The organism is Kitasatospora sp. NPDC096204, from assembly GCF_044763205.1.
In the GTDB taxonomy this organism is placed as follows: domain Bacteria; phylum Actinomycetota; class Actinomycetes; order Streptomycetales; family Streptomycetaceae; genus Kitasatospora.
Map to the genome: position 1 here is coordinate 66,276 of NZ_JBIWFT010000042.1, position 17,002 is coordinate 83,277.

The 17,002-nt window shown below is 74.5% G+C and carries 14 protein-coding genes and 2 pseudogenes; 11 read left to right on the forward strand and 5 right to left on the reverse strand.

Annotation, left to right across the window (positions count from 1 at the left end; translation table 11 throughout):
* The first annotated feature begins 366 nt into the window (after positions 1-366).
* Together ACIQ87_RS33745 and ACIQ87_RS33750 are read left to right on the forward strand one after the other, a co-directional pair.
* The gene (locus ACIQ87_RS33745) at positions 367-2,340 is read left to right on the forward strand and encodes an FG-GAP-like repeat-containing protein (protein ID WP_402414410.1); all 1,974 of its coding nucleotides are present in this window, start codon (positions 367-369) and stop codon (positions 2,338-2,340) included.
* Between the two features lie 145 nt (positions 2,341-2,485).
* Positions 2,486-4,114: an FG-GAP-like repeat-containing protein gene (locus ACIQ87_RS33750; RefSeq protein ID WP_402414412.1), complete on the forward strand. Its 1,629-nt coding sequence runs from the start codon at positions 2,486-2,488 to the stop codon at positions 4,112-4,114.
* A gap of 74 nt (positions 4,115-4,188) precedes the next feature.
* Here the strand turns inward: ACIQ87_RS33750 and ACIQ87_RS33755 are convergent, their stop codons facing one another.
* Entirely contained in the window at positions 4,189-4,758 is a 570-nt protein-coding gene (locus ACIQ87_RS33755; protein ID WP_402414414.1) for a peptidoglycan-binding protein, read from the reverse strand.
* 201 nt (positions 4,759-4,959) lie between these two features.
* Positions 4,960-5,160, reverse strand: a pseudogene (locus ACIQ87_RS33760) (helix-turn-helix domain-containing protein); the annotation flags it as partial.
* 245 nt (positions 5,161-5,405) lie between these two features.
* On the opposite strand from ACIQ87_RS33760, the gene ACIQ87_RS33765 reads away from it, so the two are divergent.
* Complete coding sequence (locus tag ACIQ87_RS33765; protein WP_402414416.1) at positions 5,406-5,939, forward strand: hypothetical protein; 534 nt, start codon at positions 5,406-5,408, stop codon at positions 5,937-5,939.
* Positions 5,940-6,299: 360 nt separating this feature from the next.
* A complete protein-coding gene (locus ACIQ87_RS33770; RefSeq protein WP_402414419.1) occupies positions 6,300-6,938 on the forward strand; it encodes a hypothetical protein in 639 nt (212 codons plus the stop codon).
* Here ACIQ87_RS33770 and ACIQ87_RS33775 read toward each other — a convergent pair.
* Positions 6,842-7,603, reverse strand: a complete 762-nt coding sequence (locus ACIQ87_RS33775) for an aspartate/glutamate racemase family protein (protein WP_402414422.1) — start codon at positions 7,601-7,603, stop codon at positions 6,842-6,844. The two genes, ACIQ87_RS33770 and ACIQ87_RS33775, sit on opposite strands and share 97 nt — an antisense overlap.
* Before the next feature lie 181 nt (positions 7,604-7,784).
* Positions 7,785-8,597, reverse strand: coding sequence for a maleylpyruvate isomerase family mycothiol-dependent enzyme (locus ACIQ87_RS33780; protein ID WP_402414425.1), 813 nt, complete (start codon positions 8,595-8,597; stop codon positions 7,785-7,787).
* A 277-nt stretch (positions 8,598-8,874) separates the two neighbouring features.
* On the opposite strand from ACIQ87_RS33780, the gene ACIQ87_RS33785 reads away from it, so the two are divergent.
* The 6 genes from ACIQ87_RS33785 to ACIQ87_RS33810 all read left to right on the forward strand — a co-directional run bounded on the left by ACIQ87_RS33785 (position 8,875) and on the right by ACIQ87_RS33810 (position 13,967).
* Positions 8,875-9,399, forward strand: a complete 525-nt coding sequence (locus ACIQ87_RS33785) for a SigE family RNA polymerase sigma factor (RefSeq protein ID WP_402414428.1) — start codon at positions 8,875-8,877, stop codon at positions 9,397-9,399.
* The gene (locus ACIQ87_RS33790; protein WP_402414431.1) at positions 9,386-10,240 is read left to right on the forward strand and encodes a hypothetical protein; all 855 of its coding nucleotides are present in this window, start codon (positions 9,386-9,388) and stop codon (positions 10,238-10,240) included. Before ACIQ87_RS33785 ends, ACIQ87_RS33790 begins: the two co-directional genes overlap by 14 nt.
* Positions 10,241-10,484: 244 nt before the next feature.
* On the forward strand, positions 10,485-11,021 hold the full coding sequence (locus tag ACIQ87_RS33795; protein WP_402414433.1) for an EF-hand domain-containing protein: 537 nt from the start codon (positions 10,485-10,487) through the stop codon (positions 11,019-11,021).
* Positions 11,022-11,131: 110 nt separating this feature from the next.
* Positions 11,132-12,247, forward strand: a complete 1,116-nt coding sequence (locus ACIQ87_RS33800; protein ID WP_402414443.1) for an isocitrate/isopropylmalate family dehydrogenase — start codon at positions 11,132-11,134, stop codon at positions 12,245-12,247.
* Positions 12,244-12,987, forward strand: a complete 744-nt coding sequence (locus ACIQ87_RS33805; protein ID WP_402414436.1) for an isochorismatase family cysteine hydrolase — start codon at positions 12,244-12,246, stop codon at positions 12,985-12,987. The genes ACIQ87_RS33800 and ACIQ87_RS33805 overlap by 4 nt, the downstream gene beginning before the upstream one ends.
* Before the next feature lie 77 nt (positions 12,988-13,064).
* Entirely contained in the window at positions 13,065-13,967 is a 903-nt protein-coding gene (locus tag ACIQ87_RS33810; protein ID WP_402414446.1) for a class I SAM-dependent methyltransferase, read from the forward strand.
* 120 nt (positions 13,968-14,087) lie between these two features.
* Here the strand turns inward: ACIQ87_RS33810 and ACIQ87_RS33815 are convergent.
* A pseudogene (locus ACIQ87_RS33815) lies at positions 14,088-16,097 on the reverse strand (M4 family metallopeptidase); the annotation flags it as partial.
* A 335-nt stretch (positions 16,098-16,432) separates the two neighbouring features.
* Here ACIQ87_RS33815 and ACIQ87_RS33820 point away from each other — a divergent pair.
* Positions 16,433-16,846, forward strand: a complete 414-nt coding sequence (locus ACIQ87_RS33820) for a helix-turn-helix domain-containing protein (protein ID WP_402414438.1) — start codon at positions 16,433-16,435, stop codon at positions 16,844-16,846.
* Positions 16,847-17,002: the final 156 nt, after the last annotated feature.

The window sequence follows — 17,002 nt, forward strand, 5'->3', positions numbered from 1 at the left end:
GGTATCTGCTGTGTCATATCCCCTCGAAAACACGTCAGTTCGGTAGCAGGGACCGATCCGGTCGGCCCGTCCGACCGCACATGATGGCACGTCGGGTGGAAAGTTTGGATACCGCTCCTTGGCTGACGGGAGATCAAGGCATTACTTTGGGGTCATGGTTCGCGATCCATTACATCGTGGACATCTCGGGGCTCGGCGGCCACCCCCGGTGGTGATATCAATGTCCCCGTCAGTTCGGTGGGGGGATGGCAGGTCCTGGAATGCGCGTGCCCGTGCACGGCGTCCGTCCGGGGTCCCGTGGGTCTTCGCACCGGCGGGACATTTCATGACGGAAAAGACCACATCCATGGGGGGTGAGGAGCCCGAATGAGGGCCTCTTCTCGAATCCTGGCCGCCGCCGCGACGGCCGGTCTCACGCTTCTCGCCGGAACCGCCGGCGTCCCGGTCGCCCACGCGTCGACCACCGGTACCGCACCGTTCACCGTCGAGGACTACTCCTACCCGGGCGCGGACCGCGTCCTGGCCGAGCAGGGCATCCGCCTGAAGTCCGGCAACGGCAACATCACGCTCACCACCTGCTCGGCCGGTGGCGGCGGCCTCCTGCGGATCATGGCCCGCACCCGGGACGACATCTGCTTCCGGATGACCGGCACCGTCGGCCGCCTCAGCCTCGAGGTGCCGCGGGTGCACGGCATCCAGAGCGACGGCGTGCGCGACGTGTCCGTGTCGATGTCCGTCGACGGCACCACCACCTCGTTCAAGGTGGACAAGAGCCTGTGGACGGCGGTCGGCGAGGCCGCCGACCCCCAGAGCCGCCCCCACACCCTGCTGGACATCACCGCCACCGGGCCGGTCTCGTCCAACTCCGGCCTGTCGGACCGCCCCTACGTGGCCAAGCTCGACATCGGCGGCCGCGGCTGCACCGGCACGCTGGTCGACCCGCGCTGGGTGCTCACCGCCGCGAGCTGCTTCGCCGACGACCCCGCCCAGTCCCTCGCCGTCCCGGCGGGCGCCCCGAAGAAGCCGACCACCGTGACGGTCGGGCGCGGGGACCTCAACGGCACCGGCGGCCACACCACCGACGTCGTCGAGCTGGTGCCGCGCGCCGACCGCGACCTGGTGATGGCCCGTCTGGACCTGCCCGCCTACGGCATCACCCCGGTCGCCGTGGCCGCCACCGCCCCGGTCCAGGGCGAGGAGCTGAAGGTCACCGGCTACGGCCGCACCCGTACGGAGTGGGTCCCCGCCGCTCCCCACACGGCGGCGTTCGGCGTCGGCACCGTCGAGGCCACCGGCATCGACGTGGCGGCCAAGGCCCCCGCCGACGCCACCGTCTGCCTCGGTGACGCCGGCGGTCCCGCCGTCCGCGAGACGGCCGGCAAGACCGAGGTCGTCGCCGTCACCAGCCGCTCCTGGCAGGGCGGTTGCCTCACCTCCACCGAGACCCGCACCGGCGCCTACGAGACCCGGGTGGACGACCTCGGACCGTGGATCACGGCCCTGCGGGACCGGCGTTCCGCGGCCGTGAACGAGGCCGGCACCGGCCGGCTGCGCTTCACGGACTTCGACGGCGACGGCAAGCCCGACTACCTGACGGTCGAGGACAACGGCGTTGTCAAGGTCTGGCTGAACCGCGGCGGCGACCCGGCCGGCGCGGGCGGCTGGCAGGGCATCGGCCAGGTCGCCACCGGCGTCACCGCCGACCGCTCCCGGGTGCGGCTCGCCGACTTCGACGGCGACGGCAAGGCCGACTACATCGTCGTCAACCCCGACGGCTCCGTGAACGTCTGGCTCAACCACGGCGGCGACCAGGTCCGTGCCTGGGAGCCCGTCGGGCGCGTCGCGGTCGGCGTCACCAACCGCCAGGACCAGGTCCGCTTCGCCGACTTCGACGGCGACGGCCGCGCCGACTACCTGGTCATCGAGGACAGCGGCGCCGTCAAGGTCTGGCTGAACCGCGGCGGCGACATCGCCGGTCCCAACGGCTGGCAGGGCATCGGCCAGGTCGCCACCGGCGTCACCGCCGACCGCTCCCGGGTGCGGCTCGCCGACTTCAACGGCGACGGCAAGGCCGACTACATCGTCGTGAGCGCCGACGGCTCCGTGAACGTCTGGCTCAACCGCGGCGGCGACCAGGTCTCCCCCTGGGAGCCCGTCGGCCGCGTCGCCGCCGGTCTGACGACGGACAACAACGCCGTCTTCCTGACGGACTTCACCGGTGACGGCCGCGCCGACTACCTCTGGAACGCCGGCGACGGCAGCACCAGCGCGTACGCCAACAAGGGCGGCGACGGGCACGGCGGCTGGGACTTCCTCGGCCGGATCGCCTCCGGCGCCTGAGCCCTGGCCCGGGGCCGAGCCCTGGCCCGGACCGTTCTGCCACCGGATCCACCATCCGCGTGGACGGGCCCGAGCGACCGCCCTGCGTGGCGGCCGCTCGGGCCCGTCCCGTGTTCCCCTCGCCTCCTCAAGACTGGACACCCACGTGAAACGCGTCTCCCTGATCGCCCTGGCCGCCCTCACCGCCGCCCTGACCCCGACCGCGGCCTCCGCCTCTGCCTCGGCCTCTGCCTCTGCCGGGACCCCGGCCGCGCCTGCTGCCGTGGCCTCCGCCACCGCTGCGACCCCGGCGCCGGCTCCGACCCCGATCAAGGTCATGCCGCTCGGTGACTCGATCACCGACGGGGCGGGCAGCACCACCGGTGCGGGCTACCGCGCCCCCCTGTGGGACCTGACCGCCCAACAGTCCCCGTACACCGTCGACCTGGTCGGCACCTCCTCCTCCGGCTCCGTCGCGGACCCCGACCACGAGGGGCACAGCGGCTACCGGATCGCCCAGGTCCGCGCGGACATCGACCGCTGGCTGTCCGCCGCCGACCCCGACGTCGTCCTCCTGCACCTCGGCATCAACGACCTGAAGTGGGACGCGAACGCCGACCCGGTGCAGGCCGCCCAGCGGCTGTCCGACCTGGTCGACCGCATCTACGCCGACAAGCCGGGCGTGACCGTCGTCGTGCAGGGCCTGCTGACCGCCACCCCCGGCCTGGAGCAGAAGACCGCCGTGTTCAACCGCGAGTTCGCCGCGCTCCAGGACCGGGGCCAGAGCCCGGCCGGCGGGGCCGCGGGCCGGCACTTCCGGTACGTGGACCCGGCGAACCTCGACCCCGCGACCGACCTCCCGGACCGGCTGCACCCCAACGACGGCGGCTACCGCAAGATGGCCGAGGTCTTCCACCGGGCGCTGGACCAGGCCGTCGCCGACGGCTGGGCGTCCCGCCCCGCGGCCCCCCGGGCCGGCAACGAGGTGGGCGGCAGCGGGCGCGTGCGGTGGGCGGACTTCGACGGCGACGGCAGGCCCGACTACGTGACGGTCGAGGACAGCGGCGCCGTCCGGGTCTGGCTGAACCACGGCGGCGACCCGGCCGGCGCGGGCGGCTGGCAGGGCATCGGCCAGGTCGCCACCGGCGTCACCACCGACCGCACCCGGGTGCGGCTCGCCGACTTCGACGGCGACGGCAAGGCCGACTACATCGTCGTCAACCCCGACGGCTCCGTGAACGTCTGGCTCAACCACGGTGGCGACCAGGTCGCCCCCTGGGAGCCCCTCGGCCGCGTCGCCGTCGGCGTCACCAACCGCCAGGACCAGGTCCGCTTCGCCGACTTCGACGGCGACGGCCGCACCGACTACCTGGTCATCGAGGACAGCGGCGCCGTCAAGGCCTGGCTGAACCGCGGCGGCGACACCGCCGGCGCGGGCGGCTGGTACGGCATCGGCCAGGTCGCCACCGGCGTCACCACCGACCGCACCCGGGTGCGGCTCGCCGACCTCGACGGCGACGGCAAGGCCGACTACCTCCTGATCAACCCCGACGGCTCCGTCGGCGCCTGGCTCAACCACGGCGGCGACCGCCACGGCGGCTGGCTGCCCACCGGCCGGATCGCCACCGGCGTCACCGACCGCCAGGAGCAGGTCGCCCTCGTCGACTTCGACGGCGACACCCACGCCGACTACCTCCTGACGGACGCCGGCGGCGCCGTCAGCGCCTACGCCTACCGCGGGGGCGACGGCGCCGGCGGCTGGGCCGACCTCGGCCGCATCGCCGGCGGCGCGTAGCGGCGCTCCGCCACGCCGTTCGCCGCCCGGGGCCCGGGCGGCGAACGTGACGGATACCGGTGTCCGGTGCGCTGTCAGCCGACGAGTCGGCGCCAGGTGTCGGGGCCGATGATGCCGTCTGGCTTGAGCCCGGCGGCGGTCTGGAAGTCCTTGACGGCCGCAGTCATGTCGCGGTCGAAGATGCCGTCGGTGGGGGTCCGGTGGCCGTGCAGTCGCAGCAGGATCTGCGCCGCCGACACCATGCCGCTCTGGCTGCCGTCCCGGATGACCGAGCCGGTCAGGGCCTGCCAGGTCCTGACGCCGATGACCCCGTCGGGTTCCAGGCCCCTGGCCTTCTGGAAGTCCTTCACCGCGTCGGACATCCGGGGGCCGAAGACGCCGTCGTCGGTTCCCACCTGACGGCCGAGGGCCTTGAGGAGGTACTGGGCGGCCTGGACGCGGGGGCCGCTGTCCCCTTCCCGCATGGACCGTACGGCTGCTGTGGACGGGCCGGGTACCACGCCGCGGGCCTGTGGGAGGGCGCTCGTCACGCCGGGGGAAGGCGCCGGCCCGGCGTCCGCCGTGGCGCCGCCCCGCTCCGCCCGTCCGAGCGCGAGGCCCAAAGCACCGAGGGCCGTGGTGGTGACGGCGGCGAGGAGGAGCACCCAGGTACGGGGACGCCGCCGGGCGGGCGGTGACGGGTGGGCTCCTGGTGGTCCGCTCGGCCGCTGGACGGGTTCGCTCCGGGCGGGTGCGGTCGTGGCGGGCCCGGCCTGGGCGGGTGCGTCGAGGTGGGCCCTCGCCCTCTCCCAGGCGGCCGTGATGCTCCGCCGGCGCTGGTCCGCGAACTTCCGGGCGCACAGGAGGTCGAGGGCCTGTCGGGGCGGGAGCGTCTGACCGGTGAGGATGCGGGACCAGGTGCTCTTGCTGCTGCCCAGCGCCGAGGCCAGGGCCCGCGCGTCGAGGCCCAGTTCGTCGCGGGCGTCCGCGATCTCCGCGAGCCAGTCCTGAAGCTCCGCCGAGGCGGAGTCAGCCGGCGGGATGGCGCACCCCTTGTCCTTCCCGATGTCCGATCATCCCCCTTCGGTGCGTCACGTGCTGTCCCACGGCGCGAAGAGATCGCAGGTCAGGAAGGTGTGGGACAGGTTTCTCGGTCATGGGACAGAAAGCGCCGGCAGAACCCACCGACGACGGCCGGCACGGTGGCACCGTTGAGTCGTCCGGCAGTCGCCGACAGTCACCACACTCTCCTCCCGCAGCCGGGCCGCTTCACCCTGCCCTGCCCTGGAGAACACCCGAAGGAGTGATCCCCATGAGGATGTCCCCCCGTCGTCTCCTGCTGGCGGCGGCCGCCGGCGCGCTGGCCCTGACCGGGACCGTCGCCACGACCCCGGCCGGCGCCGCCGAGAACGCCGCCACCCTCACCCACGCCCAGGCCGTCGCCCGGCTGAAGGCCGCCGACGTCTCCGTGTCGTCGTCCAAGCACTGCAGCGACCGGAACGACAGGGGCTGCACCAGCCTCGACGGCGTCCGCACGGCCACGATCGACGGCGTCATCGGCCTCAGGCGGGCCAGCGGATGCGACATCACCATCACCGGCGGCACCGAGGTGGGGCACAGCGAGAACGGCGACTACCGCCACGACAACGGCTACAAGGTCGACGTGAGCCTCACCGAGTGCGTCACGAAGCACATCGAGCGGCACGCCGCCAAGGGCGAGACCCGGGGCGACGGGGCGCCCCAGTGGACGGCCCCCGGCGTCGTGTACGCGAAGGAGACGGCCAAGCACCACTGGGACATCACGTACACCGGCGGCACGGGCAGGAGCGGGGCGCCCACCGCCTGACCGCTGGCGGCGAGGTGAGGGCCCGCCGCCTGGCGGGCCCTCACCGGCCTTCCGGCCACGCGCCACACCGCCACACCGCCGCACCGCCGCACCGCCGCACCGGACGCCGGACGCCGGACGCCGGACGGCTGTCCGCCGAGTGGATCATGGCGTATGTTGAACGCGTTCAAATAGCATCGGACGGGCCCGACGGCCCGTCCGGCGAGGCGTCTTGGGGGAAACGCGATGAAGGTGCTCAGGGGTGTGGCGACGGCGGCCCTGCTGCTCGGGCTCTGCGGCTGCCAGGCGGCCACGGGGGCGGGATCCGCCGGGCCGGGATCCTCCGGGTCGGGCTCCGCGGGATCGGACTCCGCGGAATCGATGGCGGAAGCCGTCTCGATCGGTCCCCTCGACGGCAGCCGCCTGCTGGAGGCCGCGACCGAGAACGCGATGGCGGCCGGATCGGTCACGGCCGAGCTCCGGGCCTCGGTGATGGGCCAACCGGCCACGGGGAGGGTCTCCGTGGACGGCTCCCGCCACTGCGTCGGATCCCTCGAACTGTCCAAGCTCGGCCCGGTGGACTTCCTCTCCGACGGGACCCACGCCTGGCTGAAGGCCGACGAACGCCTCTGGGGCGCCGAACGCGGCGCGGTGATCGGCGACAGGTACGTCACCGGTCCGGAGTCCGACGGCGTGTTCCGGTCCCTGACCGTCTTCTGCTCCGTCGCCGACCGGGCCCTCAGCGGCGACCTCGGCCTCGGCGAGGTGACCGGGCAGAGCCGTCGGCGGACGGGCGGAACCACCACGGTCACCCTGGTCGACCGCGACGGCTCCCAGGCCGAGGTCAGCGAGACCGGGACGCCGTACGTCACCCGGCTCCGCTCGGGCCGGAACGCGGAGCCGTTCGACTTCACCTACCGCGACTACGGGAAGGCGCTCGCCTTCACCCCTCCCCCGGCCGACGCGGTCGTCGACGTCGCGACCGCGCTGCCGGCCACCGCCGAGCGGACCACCGGCTGACCCGACTGCCGGCGTGACACGGCGGCAGCGGCGGCGCGCAGGCCCGGGGCCGGGCTCGACAGGACCGGTGTGGCCGTCGTGGTCCGCTGCGCGGCCGCCGCCATGGACGCCTGGGCGAGGACGATGACGTCCGCCCCGTCCACGGCGTCGACGGCGGCGGCGATCGCGGACAGGTAGCCGGCGTGGTCACCGCTCTCGAACCGGTCCCAGGCGCCCTCGACCACCGTGGCCGTCACCGTGACCGGCCGGCCGGACCGGGCGGCCTCCTCCTCGACGAGGGCCACCGTCGGGCCGACGGTGCCGGCCAGGGCGGCGATCACCACGACGCGCGTCGTGGTCCTGCCCCCGCCGGGCGCGGCGGCGACGGCGGCCGCCGCCATCGGACGGTCGACGCGCAGCACCGGCACCCCCAGCGCCTCGGCCCGGGCCTCCGCGACCCCGCCGATCGTCGAGCAGGTGCACAACACCGCCGCCGCCCCCTCGGCGACCGCCGAGGCGAGCACCCGGTCGATGTCCCCCGCGACGGACTCGGGCCCGCCGGCCCGGGCCCCGGCCAGCAACTCCTCGGACACGACGTGCCGCAGGGGCAGCCCGGGGTGGTCGCGGTCGCGCAGCGCGTCGAAGACCGGGACGTGGACGGACGAGGTGTGGAGCAGCGCCAGCATGCGCGCGATGTTAGCGACCACGGTCGAAAGCCCGACCGGCCGGGTGAGGTGGTGTGCGGGTGCGGGCCGCGCACCCGCGGCACGGCCCTCGCCCCGCCGCTCCCCCGCTTCCGGCCGGCCCCGCTGGAGCATCTGCGGGCGGCGCCGCGAGGGCGGCCCCGGGGTGTGCGGCGAGGGTGGGTCAGGGGGCGGTGAAGAGGCTGGGGAAGGAGGGGGCCAGCCAGGGACGGCGGCCCCAGGCGAGGACCTTGCCGCGGGCGATGGCGCCGGTGGTGGAGCAGCGGCCGAGTGCGAGCAGGAAGAACGCCACCGGTTCGATGAGGATCGTGCAGTCCGGGCGGCGTGGCGGTTCCTGGCCCACCACGACGGTGCCGTCCGTGAAGGTCACCGCGAATCCGCCCTGGCCGCGCAGCCGCAGTCGGTAGCAGGCGCTGTGGCCGGCGGCGGTGCGGGCGTCCGTCACCAGGGGCATGGCCGTGCGTAGGAACGGCATCGTCAGTGCGACGCGCGGCCGGTCGATCGGGTGTGGCCGGCCGAGGGCGACGGCGATGTCGTAGAGGTGGGCCAGCATGTGGGTCAGCAGGTAGGCGCCGAGGGTGTCGAGGTCCATCGGGCCGAGCGGGGTCAGCATCGGTTCGGTGCCCGTGCGCGGGCCGGCCGCGGCCGCGAACTCCCCTGCCTGCCGGGCGATCTGCTCCGCGAGTACGGCCGGGTCGCGTTCGGTCCGCTCGGCCAGTGAGGCGGCGTTCGCCGCGGCCAGCGCGCCCGGGGTGCCGTCGCCGTACGGCCGTTCCTCGCCGGCGGCCAGGGCGGCCATCAGTTCGTTGGCCATCGCCAGGTGGGCGGCCGCCTCGGCGACCGTCCATTCGGCGCCGGGGATCCGGGTGTCGCCGCGGCAGCCGGCGAGCAGGGGGACGGCCTCGTCGCCGACCGCGGTGACCGCCTCGAACAGCGAGGTGCGCACGGCACCGGGAGAGTGCTGGGGGAACGTCATGGTGGTGAAGACTGGTCGAGTTGCGCACCGGTGTCCAGTGAAGTTGACAGGGCCGGGAGAACATGCGTTCCAGCGGCTCCTCCCGGGCGGGGAGCGGACCGGTTCCCGGGCGGGGGCCGGTCCGGTTCCGGGCCGGTTCACGAGTCCGCGCCGGCAGGCAACCCGAACGGCCTCCCATCGCGTCGAGCTGCCGTGAGAGGAAGAACGACACTGCGGCCCGACCGGCCGCCACAGCAGACGGGAACGGCACGGGCACCATGGCGGGGACGACGGCAGGATGACGAACGCGGTACCTCCGGACTTCGAGGAGTTCGTCGCCGCCTGTGGGCCGAAGCTCCTGCGGATGGCCTGGTTGCTGACCGGCGACCCGCACCAGGCCGAGGACCTGCTGCAGACGGCGCTCGCCAAGGTCTGGCCCAAGTGGGCGCGCATCGCGCCCGACCGGCCCGAGGCGTACCTGCGGAAGGTCCTGGTGAACTGTCACGTCTCGTGGTGGCGGCGCCGCTGGACCGGGGAGCTGCCGCACGGGGAGCTGCCCGAGCCGCAGCCGGAGGAGGACCCGTTCGAGGGGGTGGTGCTCGGCCAGGTGGTGGCCGAGGCGGTACGGTCGCTGCCGCCGCGCCAGCGGGCCGTGGTGGTGCTCCGTTTCTTCGAGGACCTGAGCGTCGAGGAGACCGCCGAGGTGCTGCGCTGCAGCACGGGTACCGTCAAGAGCCAGACGCACCGGGCGCTCGCCGCCCTGCGCGGACGGCTGCCGGCCCGGGAACTCCTGCTGGACGGGGGACCTCGTGACCGGAACTGACCTGTTCGACCCGTTCGACCCGTTCGGGCCGGGCGACGGCGGGCACGACGAGGAGGAGCTGCGGGTCCTGCTCCACCGGGCCGTCCCGGCCCTGGCCGCTCCGGAGGACCGGGTGGAGCGCGTCCTCGCCCGGGTGGAGCGGTCCAGGCGCCGCCGGCGGGCGGCCGGGCTCGCGGCCGGGCTCACCGTCGGCCTGGCCACCGCCGTCCTGGCCGCCGCGCCCGCGCTCGCACCGGCCCCGGAGCGGGGGGTGGGGCTGGGGCCCGCGGGCTCCGTGTCCGCCCCGGCGCCCTCGGTGCCGCCCGCCCAGGCGCCGACGGGAACTCCGTCCGCCCTGGCCGGGCCGACGGTCTACTTCCCGCAGTTGCCGGATATGGTCGTCGCCCTGCCGGTGAACTGGCACGTCCTGGCCCTGCCGGCCGCCGCGCCGCAGGACAAGTTCGGCTACCTCGGCACCCAGCCGCTGGCGCAGTCGTGCACCTCGGGCGCCGCCTACTGTCCGCCCTCCGGGCTGCTGCCCGTGGGCGGCGCCGTCGTCGGGTTCCGGCTGGTGGACGACGGCAGCCGGGGGCTGGCCGAGCAGCTCGGCCCGAGCCCCTCCGGGCTCAACGAGTCGGGCTACCTCGAGCAGGAGTGCGCCATGCTCGGCGGCAACCGCGAGCTGGGCGGCCGACGCGCCGTCGACCGCGCCGGCTCCCGGGTCGTGGTCGAGGTGACGGCCTGTCTGCGGCAGCCGTCCGAGTCGACGCTGCGGCAGGTGCGGCAGGTGTTCGACACCATCCGGTCCGCCCCGGCCGGCCCGCCCCCGACCAGCACCGTGAGCCCGGCGGCGGGACCGTAGGGGGACGGACCCCAAGGGAAGACGGCCCGGCCCCTCGCGAACCGAACGCGGGGCGCCGGGCCAGCCTGACTACCTGTCCAGTCGGCCGGTGCGTCATGCGCGTGACGGCGCATTGCCCTCGATCGGGTGGTCCGGCGGTGCTTCGCGTGCCGGTGTCCGGGGCGGCGCCCGATAGTTGAGCGGTCGCCGAGGCACGGGCCCGGCGTCCGTCGTCGATCCTCCGGAAAGACCGAGGTGTACCGCCATGCCCACTGCCGCAGCCGCCGACCGTGTCGGCCTCGTGTTCTCGCTGTTCGACGCCGACGGGAACGGCGTCATCGAACCGGCCGACTTCGACCTGATGGGCAGCCGGGTCGCCGCGGCGCTCCCGCAGGCCGACGAGGGTGCCAAGGACCGGCTCCTCGACGCCCTGCAGCAGTACTGGCGGACGCTGGTGACCGAGCTGGACACCGACGGCGACGGGCGGATCAGCCCCGAGGAGTTCACCGCCGTCGTGCTGGACCCGCAGCGCTTCGACGCCACCATCGACGAGTTCGCCCGGGCGCTGTCCGCGCTGGGCGACGTGGACGGCGACGGCCTGGTCACCCGCCCGGACTTCCTCGCCCTGATGACCGCGATCGGGTTCGAGGAGCGGAACATCACGGCGCTGTTCGACGCGTTCGGCCCGGTGGACGGCGACCGCGTCCCGGCCGCCGTCTGGGCGGAGGGCATCCGCGACTACTACCGTCCCGAGAAGACCGGTATCCCCGGCGACCGTCTGGTCCCCGGGACAGCCCGGTGACCGCGGTCGTCCGCCAGGGCGCCGGCTCGCAGCCGGCGCCCGCCGCCGGACAACCCGCCACCGCACAACCCGCCACCGCACAGCCCGCCACCGCGCGGCCGGCCGCCCAACTGCCCGCCGCCGAACAGCCCGTGGTCGGGCTGGCGGTGGGCCGGGGCACGGGCCCCGAGCTCGCCGCCGTCTTCGAGCGCGTCCTGCGGGTGCTCACCGCCGCCCACCCCCTGGGGGTGCGGATCGTCCGTTCCCCGCGCCGCTACCACTCCTACGTCTCGCTGCGCGGGCAGGACGGCCCGGCCGGGATCCAGGAGTTGACCGGGCGGGACGCCGAGCACTACGAGCGGTTCTGCCGTGACCTGGCCGCCGCCGGCACCACGGCCGTCTTCCGCACCGCGATCAACGCCCAGTCGCTGTACCTGGTGCGCCGTCGTCTGCGCGCCGTCAAGGTCGACCTGTTACGGGATGGAGAAACGTCTCTGCTGCTCGTCCGCGACCAGGCCCAGGGGTTCTACACCGGGGAGAACCGGCACACCCCGGGAGAGATCACCCGCACCATGGCGTTCAGCCGGGAGACCACCGAGGCCGTCGTGCGCCATGCCCTGGAGCGGGCCCGGCGCGAATGGCCCGACGGGCGGATCGACCGCATCGTCATGGCCTACAAGTTCCACCTCCTGGACGGCGCGTTCGACGCCTGGGTCGCCGGGATCGCCGAGCGGCTGGGCGTACGGATCGAGGTGTTCCAGCCCGACACCGTCAACCGCAACCTCATCGCCCACGGCCTGCCGGAGCGCACGCTGCTGATCGCCGGGAACGAGTGGGCGGACATCATGCACGTGGTCCTGCTGGATCGTTTCGGCGCCGAGCGGCAGGAGAGCCGCTGCACGGAGAACGTGTGCCTGGACCCCGGCGCGGCCGGGCTGGTCGAGTACCAGACCGTGCACGGCTCCGCCGACGACCTGGCCGGGCGCGACCTGGTCAACCCGGTGGCCACCGTCCGCGCCGCCGCCCTCGTCGCCGAGCGGCACGCCGGCGTGCCCGGCGCCGTCGCGGCGGTCGAGGCCGCCCTCGCGGCCCTGGACGACAAGGGCGTGTGCACCCCGGACCTCGGCGGCCGGCACTCCACCACCGCGGTGGTCGACGCGCTGCTCGGCGTCCTGGACCCGGCCGCCCTCGGCGCACCCGGCACCGACGCCGCCACCGGTGCCGCGGCCCTGGTGGGCGAGCCGTGAGCGGGCGCACGGGAACCGGCCGGACCGGAGCCGACCGGACGGGAACGGCCCTGGTGGTGGTGGACCTGCAGAACGACTTCTGCACCGGGCAGGTGGCCAGGGCCCGGTTCGGCGGCGACGGCGCCGTCCTGGAGGCCGTGGTCGCCAACAGCGTCCTGGCCGTGGAGCGGGCCCGGCGCGCGGGCGTCGAGGTGGTGTTCGTCCGCTTCCTCGGCGACACCGTCCACCAAGGCGCGGCCTGGCGCGCCCGGGACCGGCGGCTGGGCAAGCGGCCGAAGTGCCTGGAGGGCACCTGGGGGGCGGAGTTCCACGGGGTGGCCCCGGAGCCGGGTGAGCGGGTCTTCACCAAACGGGCCTGTTTCGACGCCTTCCTCGGCGAAGGCGAAGGCGAAGGCGTCGGTGGAGGCGTCGGTGGAGGCGAAGGCAACGGTGGGGGCGAAGGCGAGGGCGACGGCAACCGCAACGGCGGGGGCCTGGAGGAACACCTGCGCGCGAGCGGCACCGGGCACCTGGTCCTCGCCGGGCTCTACGCCGACGTCTGCGTGGACTCCACCGCCCGCACCGCCTTCCAGAAGGGCTTCCACCTCACCGTCCTGACGGACTGCACCACCTCCCTGCACCTGCCCCACGACGACGTCCTGCGGTTCATGCGGGTGCTGTACGGCGCCCGCACCACCACCGGTGACGACCCTGCGGCGTGGACGGTGCCCGTGGACGGGGAGGAGCCGTGCACGCCCTAGCGGAACCGGGCGACGGCACCACCCCGCCCACGAACACGGACACGAACACGGCCGCGGCCCACGGCGTCGCCTCCGGGGTGGGCCGCACCGCCCTGCTGGTGGCGGCCGCCCGCGCCATCGAGACCCACCGCCCCGACGCCCTGGCCCGCGACCCGCTCGCCGAGCACTTCGTCCGCGCCTCCCCCGCCTCGGCGCACTGGCCGCTGCGCCCCGACCTGGTCCCCGGCGGGGAGGCCGACCCGCTGTGGGGGCGCCTCGGGCGCTACTTCGGGCTGCGCACCCGGGTCCTGGACGACCACCTGCTGGCCGCGGCGCGGGCCGGCACCCGTCAGGTCGTCATCCTGGGCGCGGGCCTGGACTCCCGGGCGTACCGGCTCGACTGGCCGCCCGGCTGCGTCGTCCACGAGATCGACACCGACCGGGTGCTGGCCTTCAAGCGGGCGGTCCTGGAGGCGGCCGGCGCGGAGCCGGCCACCGAGCGCCGCCCGCTGGCCGCCGACCTGCGCGGCGACTGGGCCGGGGCGCTGCTGGCGGGCGGTCTCGATCCGGCGGCGCCGACCGCGTGGCTCGCCGAGGGGCTGCTGCTCTACCTCCCCGCCGAGGCCGAGCGGCGGCTGATGGCCGCGGTGCACCGGCTCAGCGCGCCCGGCAGCACCCTGGCGTACGAGCTCAAGGACGTGGCCGCCGAGCCGCCGGCGGTGCGGGTGGCGCCCGTGTACGTCGCGGCCCGGGAGCGGCTCGGCATCGACCTGCGTACCCTGTTCGACGCCGGCCCGCGCCCCGACTCGGCCGCCGAACTCGCCCGCCGGGGCTGGACGGTGAGCGTGCGCAGCCCGTACGACTTCACCGCGCTGCACGGCCGTGGTCCGGGGCCGGAGCCGGACGACGCGCTGGCGGCGAACCGCTGGGTGTTCGCCGCCCTCCGGGGGGCGTCGGGGGCCGGTTCGGGCGGGCGGGTGCCCGTCCCGGGGCCCCGGTGAGAGCGAACACGGCTGCGCCGCGGCCCGTCCCCCTCGACGGGCCGCAGCGCAGCGGCTTCACCGGGTGTCAGCGCGTGCCGGTCACACGGCCTGCCACAGGGCCGGGACGTTCGGCGGCTCCCAGCCGACCTGGGCGGTGTGGCCCTGGAGGCAGCGGTAGCTGACGCCGTTGTAGGTCACGACGTCGCCGGCCTGGTAGGTGGTGCCGGCGGCCCAGGTGCCGCCGGGGTCGGGGTTGCCCCCGCCGCCGACGGTGAGGCTGTACTGGGCGGTGTGGGTGGTGGTGCCGGCGGTGCCGGTGACGGTGATCTGGTAGGTCCCGCTCGCCGCGGTGGCGGAGGCGGAGAGGGTCAGCGTCGAGGACGAACCGGCCTGCACGGTCGAGGGGTTGAAGCTCGCGGTGACGCCGGCGGGCAGGCCGGAGGCGGTCAGGGTGACGTTCTGGGCGGTGCCGGAGGTGACGGCGGTGCCGACGGTCGAGGTGGTGGTGGCGCCGGGCTGGACGGAGCCGGAGGCCGGGCCGAGGGTGAGCGAGAAGTCGTTGCCGCCGTTGCTGCTGCAGGTCGGGTCGCCGGCCTGGGCGGGGACGCTGACGGCGTCCCAGGCAGCCTTGGTCCGGTTGAAGAAGGTGCAGGTGGGGTCGAGGTTCTTGGCGGCGGTCAGGGTGGTGGTGCGGTAGCGCTTGTAGGTCATGCCGCTGGTCTTGAGCAGCATGCCGCCGTAGAAGACCTGGCCGGCCTGCTTGACGCCGATGCCGGTGACGGTGGAGTTGTTGCAGGTGGGGCTGGTGGGCTTGCCGCCGCCGGGGTTGGAGCCGTTGGACAGCAGGTAGAACCAGTGGTTCAGCGGGCCGGCCGCGGCGTGCACCTCGGTGCCCGGGATGGCGGAGGAGTAGCAGTTCGGGTCGTTGTTGACCAGGGACGGCTGGTAGAGGTTGCGGATCGGGCCCTGGCCGACCAGGTTGATCATGCGGCCGACCTGGTAGTCCGGGTAGTCGTAGGGCGCGGGCTCGTTGTTGTACTCCTTGGTGAGCGCGCCGAAGATGTCGCCGGTTCCCTCGCCGAGGCCGTTCTCGTTGTTGGCGCCGCCGGGGGTGTACTGGTCGATGCCGTGGCCGAACTCGTGGCCGACGACGTCCTGGGCGGCGATCCACTCGCCGCTCTGGCTGTGGCCGATGGAGACGGAGCTGCCGTCCCAGTAGGCGTTGACGTCGTTGAGGCCGACCTTGATCGGCCAGCTGCCGCCGTTGCCGTCGTGGCCGTTGCGGCCGAGCCAGTCGCGGAGCATGTCCCATTCCTTCTGGGCCGCCCACATGGCGTCGCCGCAGCCGGTCTCCTTGGTGGAGGGGCTGCCGTTGCCCCAGGAGTCGCTGGATTTGGAGAAGACCTGGCCGGTGCTGTAGTCGGAGCAGCTCAGGCCGGGGCGGTTGGGGTCGCGCAGCGAGTAGGAGCCGCCGGAGTTGGTGGTGCTGATGGTCAGCGGGCCGGGGCCGTTCCACTTGCTGTTGACGGTGCCGGCGCGGGCGTCGTCGTAGCTGTCGACGACCTCGCCGGTGGTGGCGTCGACGAAGACGTGCAGGGTGCTGGGCGCGGTGTCGGTGCGGCCCTTGAGGACGGTCTCCCAGGCGAGGCGGCTGCTGCCGTCCTTGACCCGGACGACCAGGCGGCGGGCGTCGACGGTGTCCACGGCGGCGAGCTTGGTGCGGGCGGTCTTCTCGGCGTGTTCGGCGCTGACCTGCGGGGTGGTCGGGGCGCCGACGGGGCCGGTGGTGGCGGACTGCTGGGCGCGGACCCTGCCCTGGGCGTCGGCGAGGACGACCGCGTCGCCGCCGACCACGGGCAGGCCGTGGTAGGTGCGTTCGTAGGAGACGGAGTAGAGGCCGCCGAGCCAGGGGGTGACGGCCTTGCGCTGGTAGGTCTCGTCGGGGCCCTTGGCCAGGGCGTCGAGGCCGGCGCTCGCGGCCGCGTCGGCGGCGTTGACGGCGTTGACGGCGGCGGCCGGAGCGCTCGGTGCCGGGGTGGGGGCGGGCGCGGCGGTGGCCGGCCCCGCAGTGGCGGCGATCATGCCGGCCAGCACGGTCAGGGTGGTCGCGGCGGTCAGCAACCGGCCTGCGGTGACTCTGTGTTGCATCGAGGCTCCTCGCGTGTGGGGGTCCTCGACCGCGGACGGCACAGGGGTTGGTGGCATGCCGCGGGGCCGTGTGTGGGGACGGCCGTGCGGGCCGTCCGCGCTCGGGTGCCCGAACACTCACACGACGTCATGCCCGGGTCAATGCCTGGTGCGGGTGGGGCACGGGGCTGGCGAATTCCGTCAAACCGGCGGGTCCGGTTTTGCGCCAAGCTGCGCTTTTCCTCCAGTGGTTGAGACCACATCAGGTGTCGGGCGGGCGGCGCGGCGGGGCGGGATTCACCCAGGGCAGAACGCCGTGCTCTTCCCCCGGGGCCCGAGGTGCCTAGGCTGAAGGGGTGAGCACTCATGCGTCGAACGAAGCCCGCGTCATCCCCCTGCGTCCGCAGGCCTCGCCGCCCGCGTCCGGCGAGCGGCCCCGCGTCCGGCGGGAGCCGCTGTGGCGCGACGTCGTCGGCGACGTGCTGCGGCGTGAGCGGCTCGCCCAGGAGCGCACGCTGAAGGACGTCTCCGAGGCGGCCCGGATCTCGATGCCGTACCTGTCGGAGCTGGAGCGCGGGCGCAAGGAGGCCTCCTCCGAGGTGCTCGCGGCCGCCGCCCGGGCGCTGGGGCTGGGCCTCGGGGACCTGCTCTCGCTCGCCCAGGAGGAGCTGACCCGGTACGCCCCGAGCCCCGCGGGCCGGATGGGCCGGGCAGGCCGGGGCCGCACCTCGCCCACCGGGCGCTACGACGGCCTCGCCCTGGCCGCCTAATGGGAGCTACCGGGTTGTAGAAGACTCGGTGCCGTAGCCGCCAGCAGGTGAGCACTCACGCCGCCGGAGCCGTTCGAGCTCTGAGGTCAGACCGTGCCCCTACTGGTCGGCCGGGAGGCCAGACCGCTGATGGGGTGGCGTGCCCGCCCCCGAGGG

Excerpts from the sequence above, each read along its gene's own strand:
- ACIQ87_RS33745 (WP_402414410.1), top strand. The coding sequence starts at position 367 with ATGAGGGCCTCTTCTCGAATCCTGGCCGCCGCCGCGACGGCCGGTCTC.
- ACIQ87_RS33765 (WP_402414416.1), top strand. The coding sequence starts at position 5,406 with ATGAGGATGTCCCCCCGTCGTCTCCTGCTGGCGGCGGCCGCCGGCGCG.
- ACIQ87_RS33770 (WP_402414419.1), top strand. The coding sequence starts at position 6,300 with ATGGCGGAAGCCGTCTCGATCGGTCCCCTCGACGGCAGCCGCCTGCTG.
- ACIQ87_RS33775 (WP_402414422.1), bottom strand. The coding sequence starts at position 7,603 with ATGCTGGCGCTGCTCCACACCTCGTCCGTCCACGTCCCGGTCTTCGAC.
- ACIQ87_RS33780 (WP_402414425.1), bottom strand. The coding sequence starts at position 8,597 with ATGACGTTCCCCCAGCACTCTCCCGGTGCCGTGCGCACCTCGCTGTTC.
- ACIQ87_RS33785 (WP_402414428.1), top strand. The coding sequence starts at position 8,875 with ATGACGAACGCGGTACCTCCGGACTTCGAGGAGTTCGTCGCCGCCTGT.
- ACIQ87_RS33795 (WP_402414433.1), top strand. The coding sequence starts at position 10,485 with ATGCCCACTGCCGCAGCCGCCGACCGTGTCGGCCTCGTGTTCTCGCTG.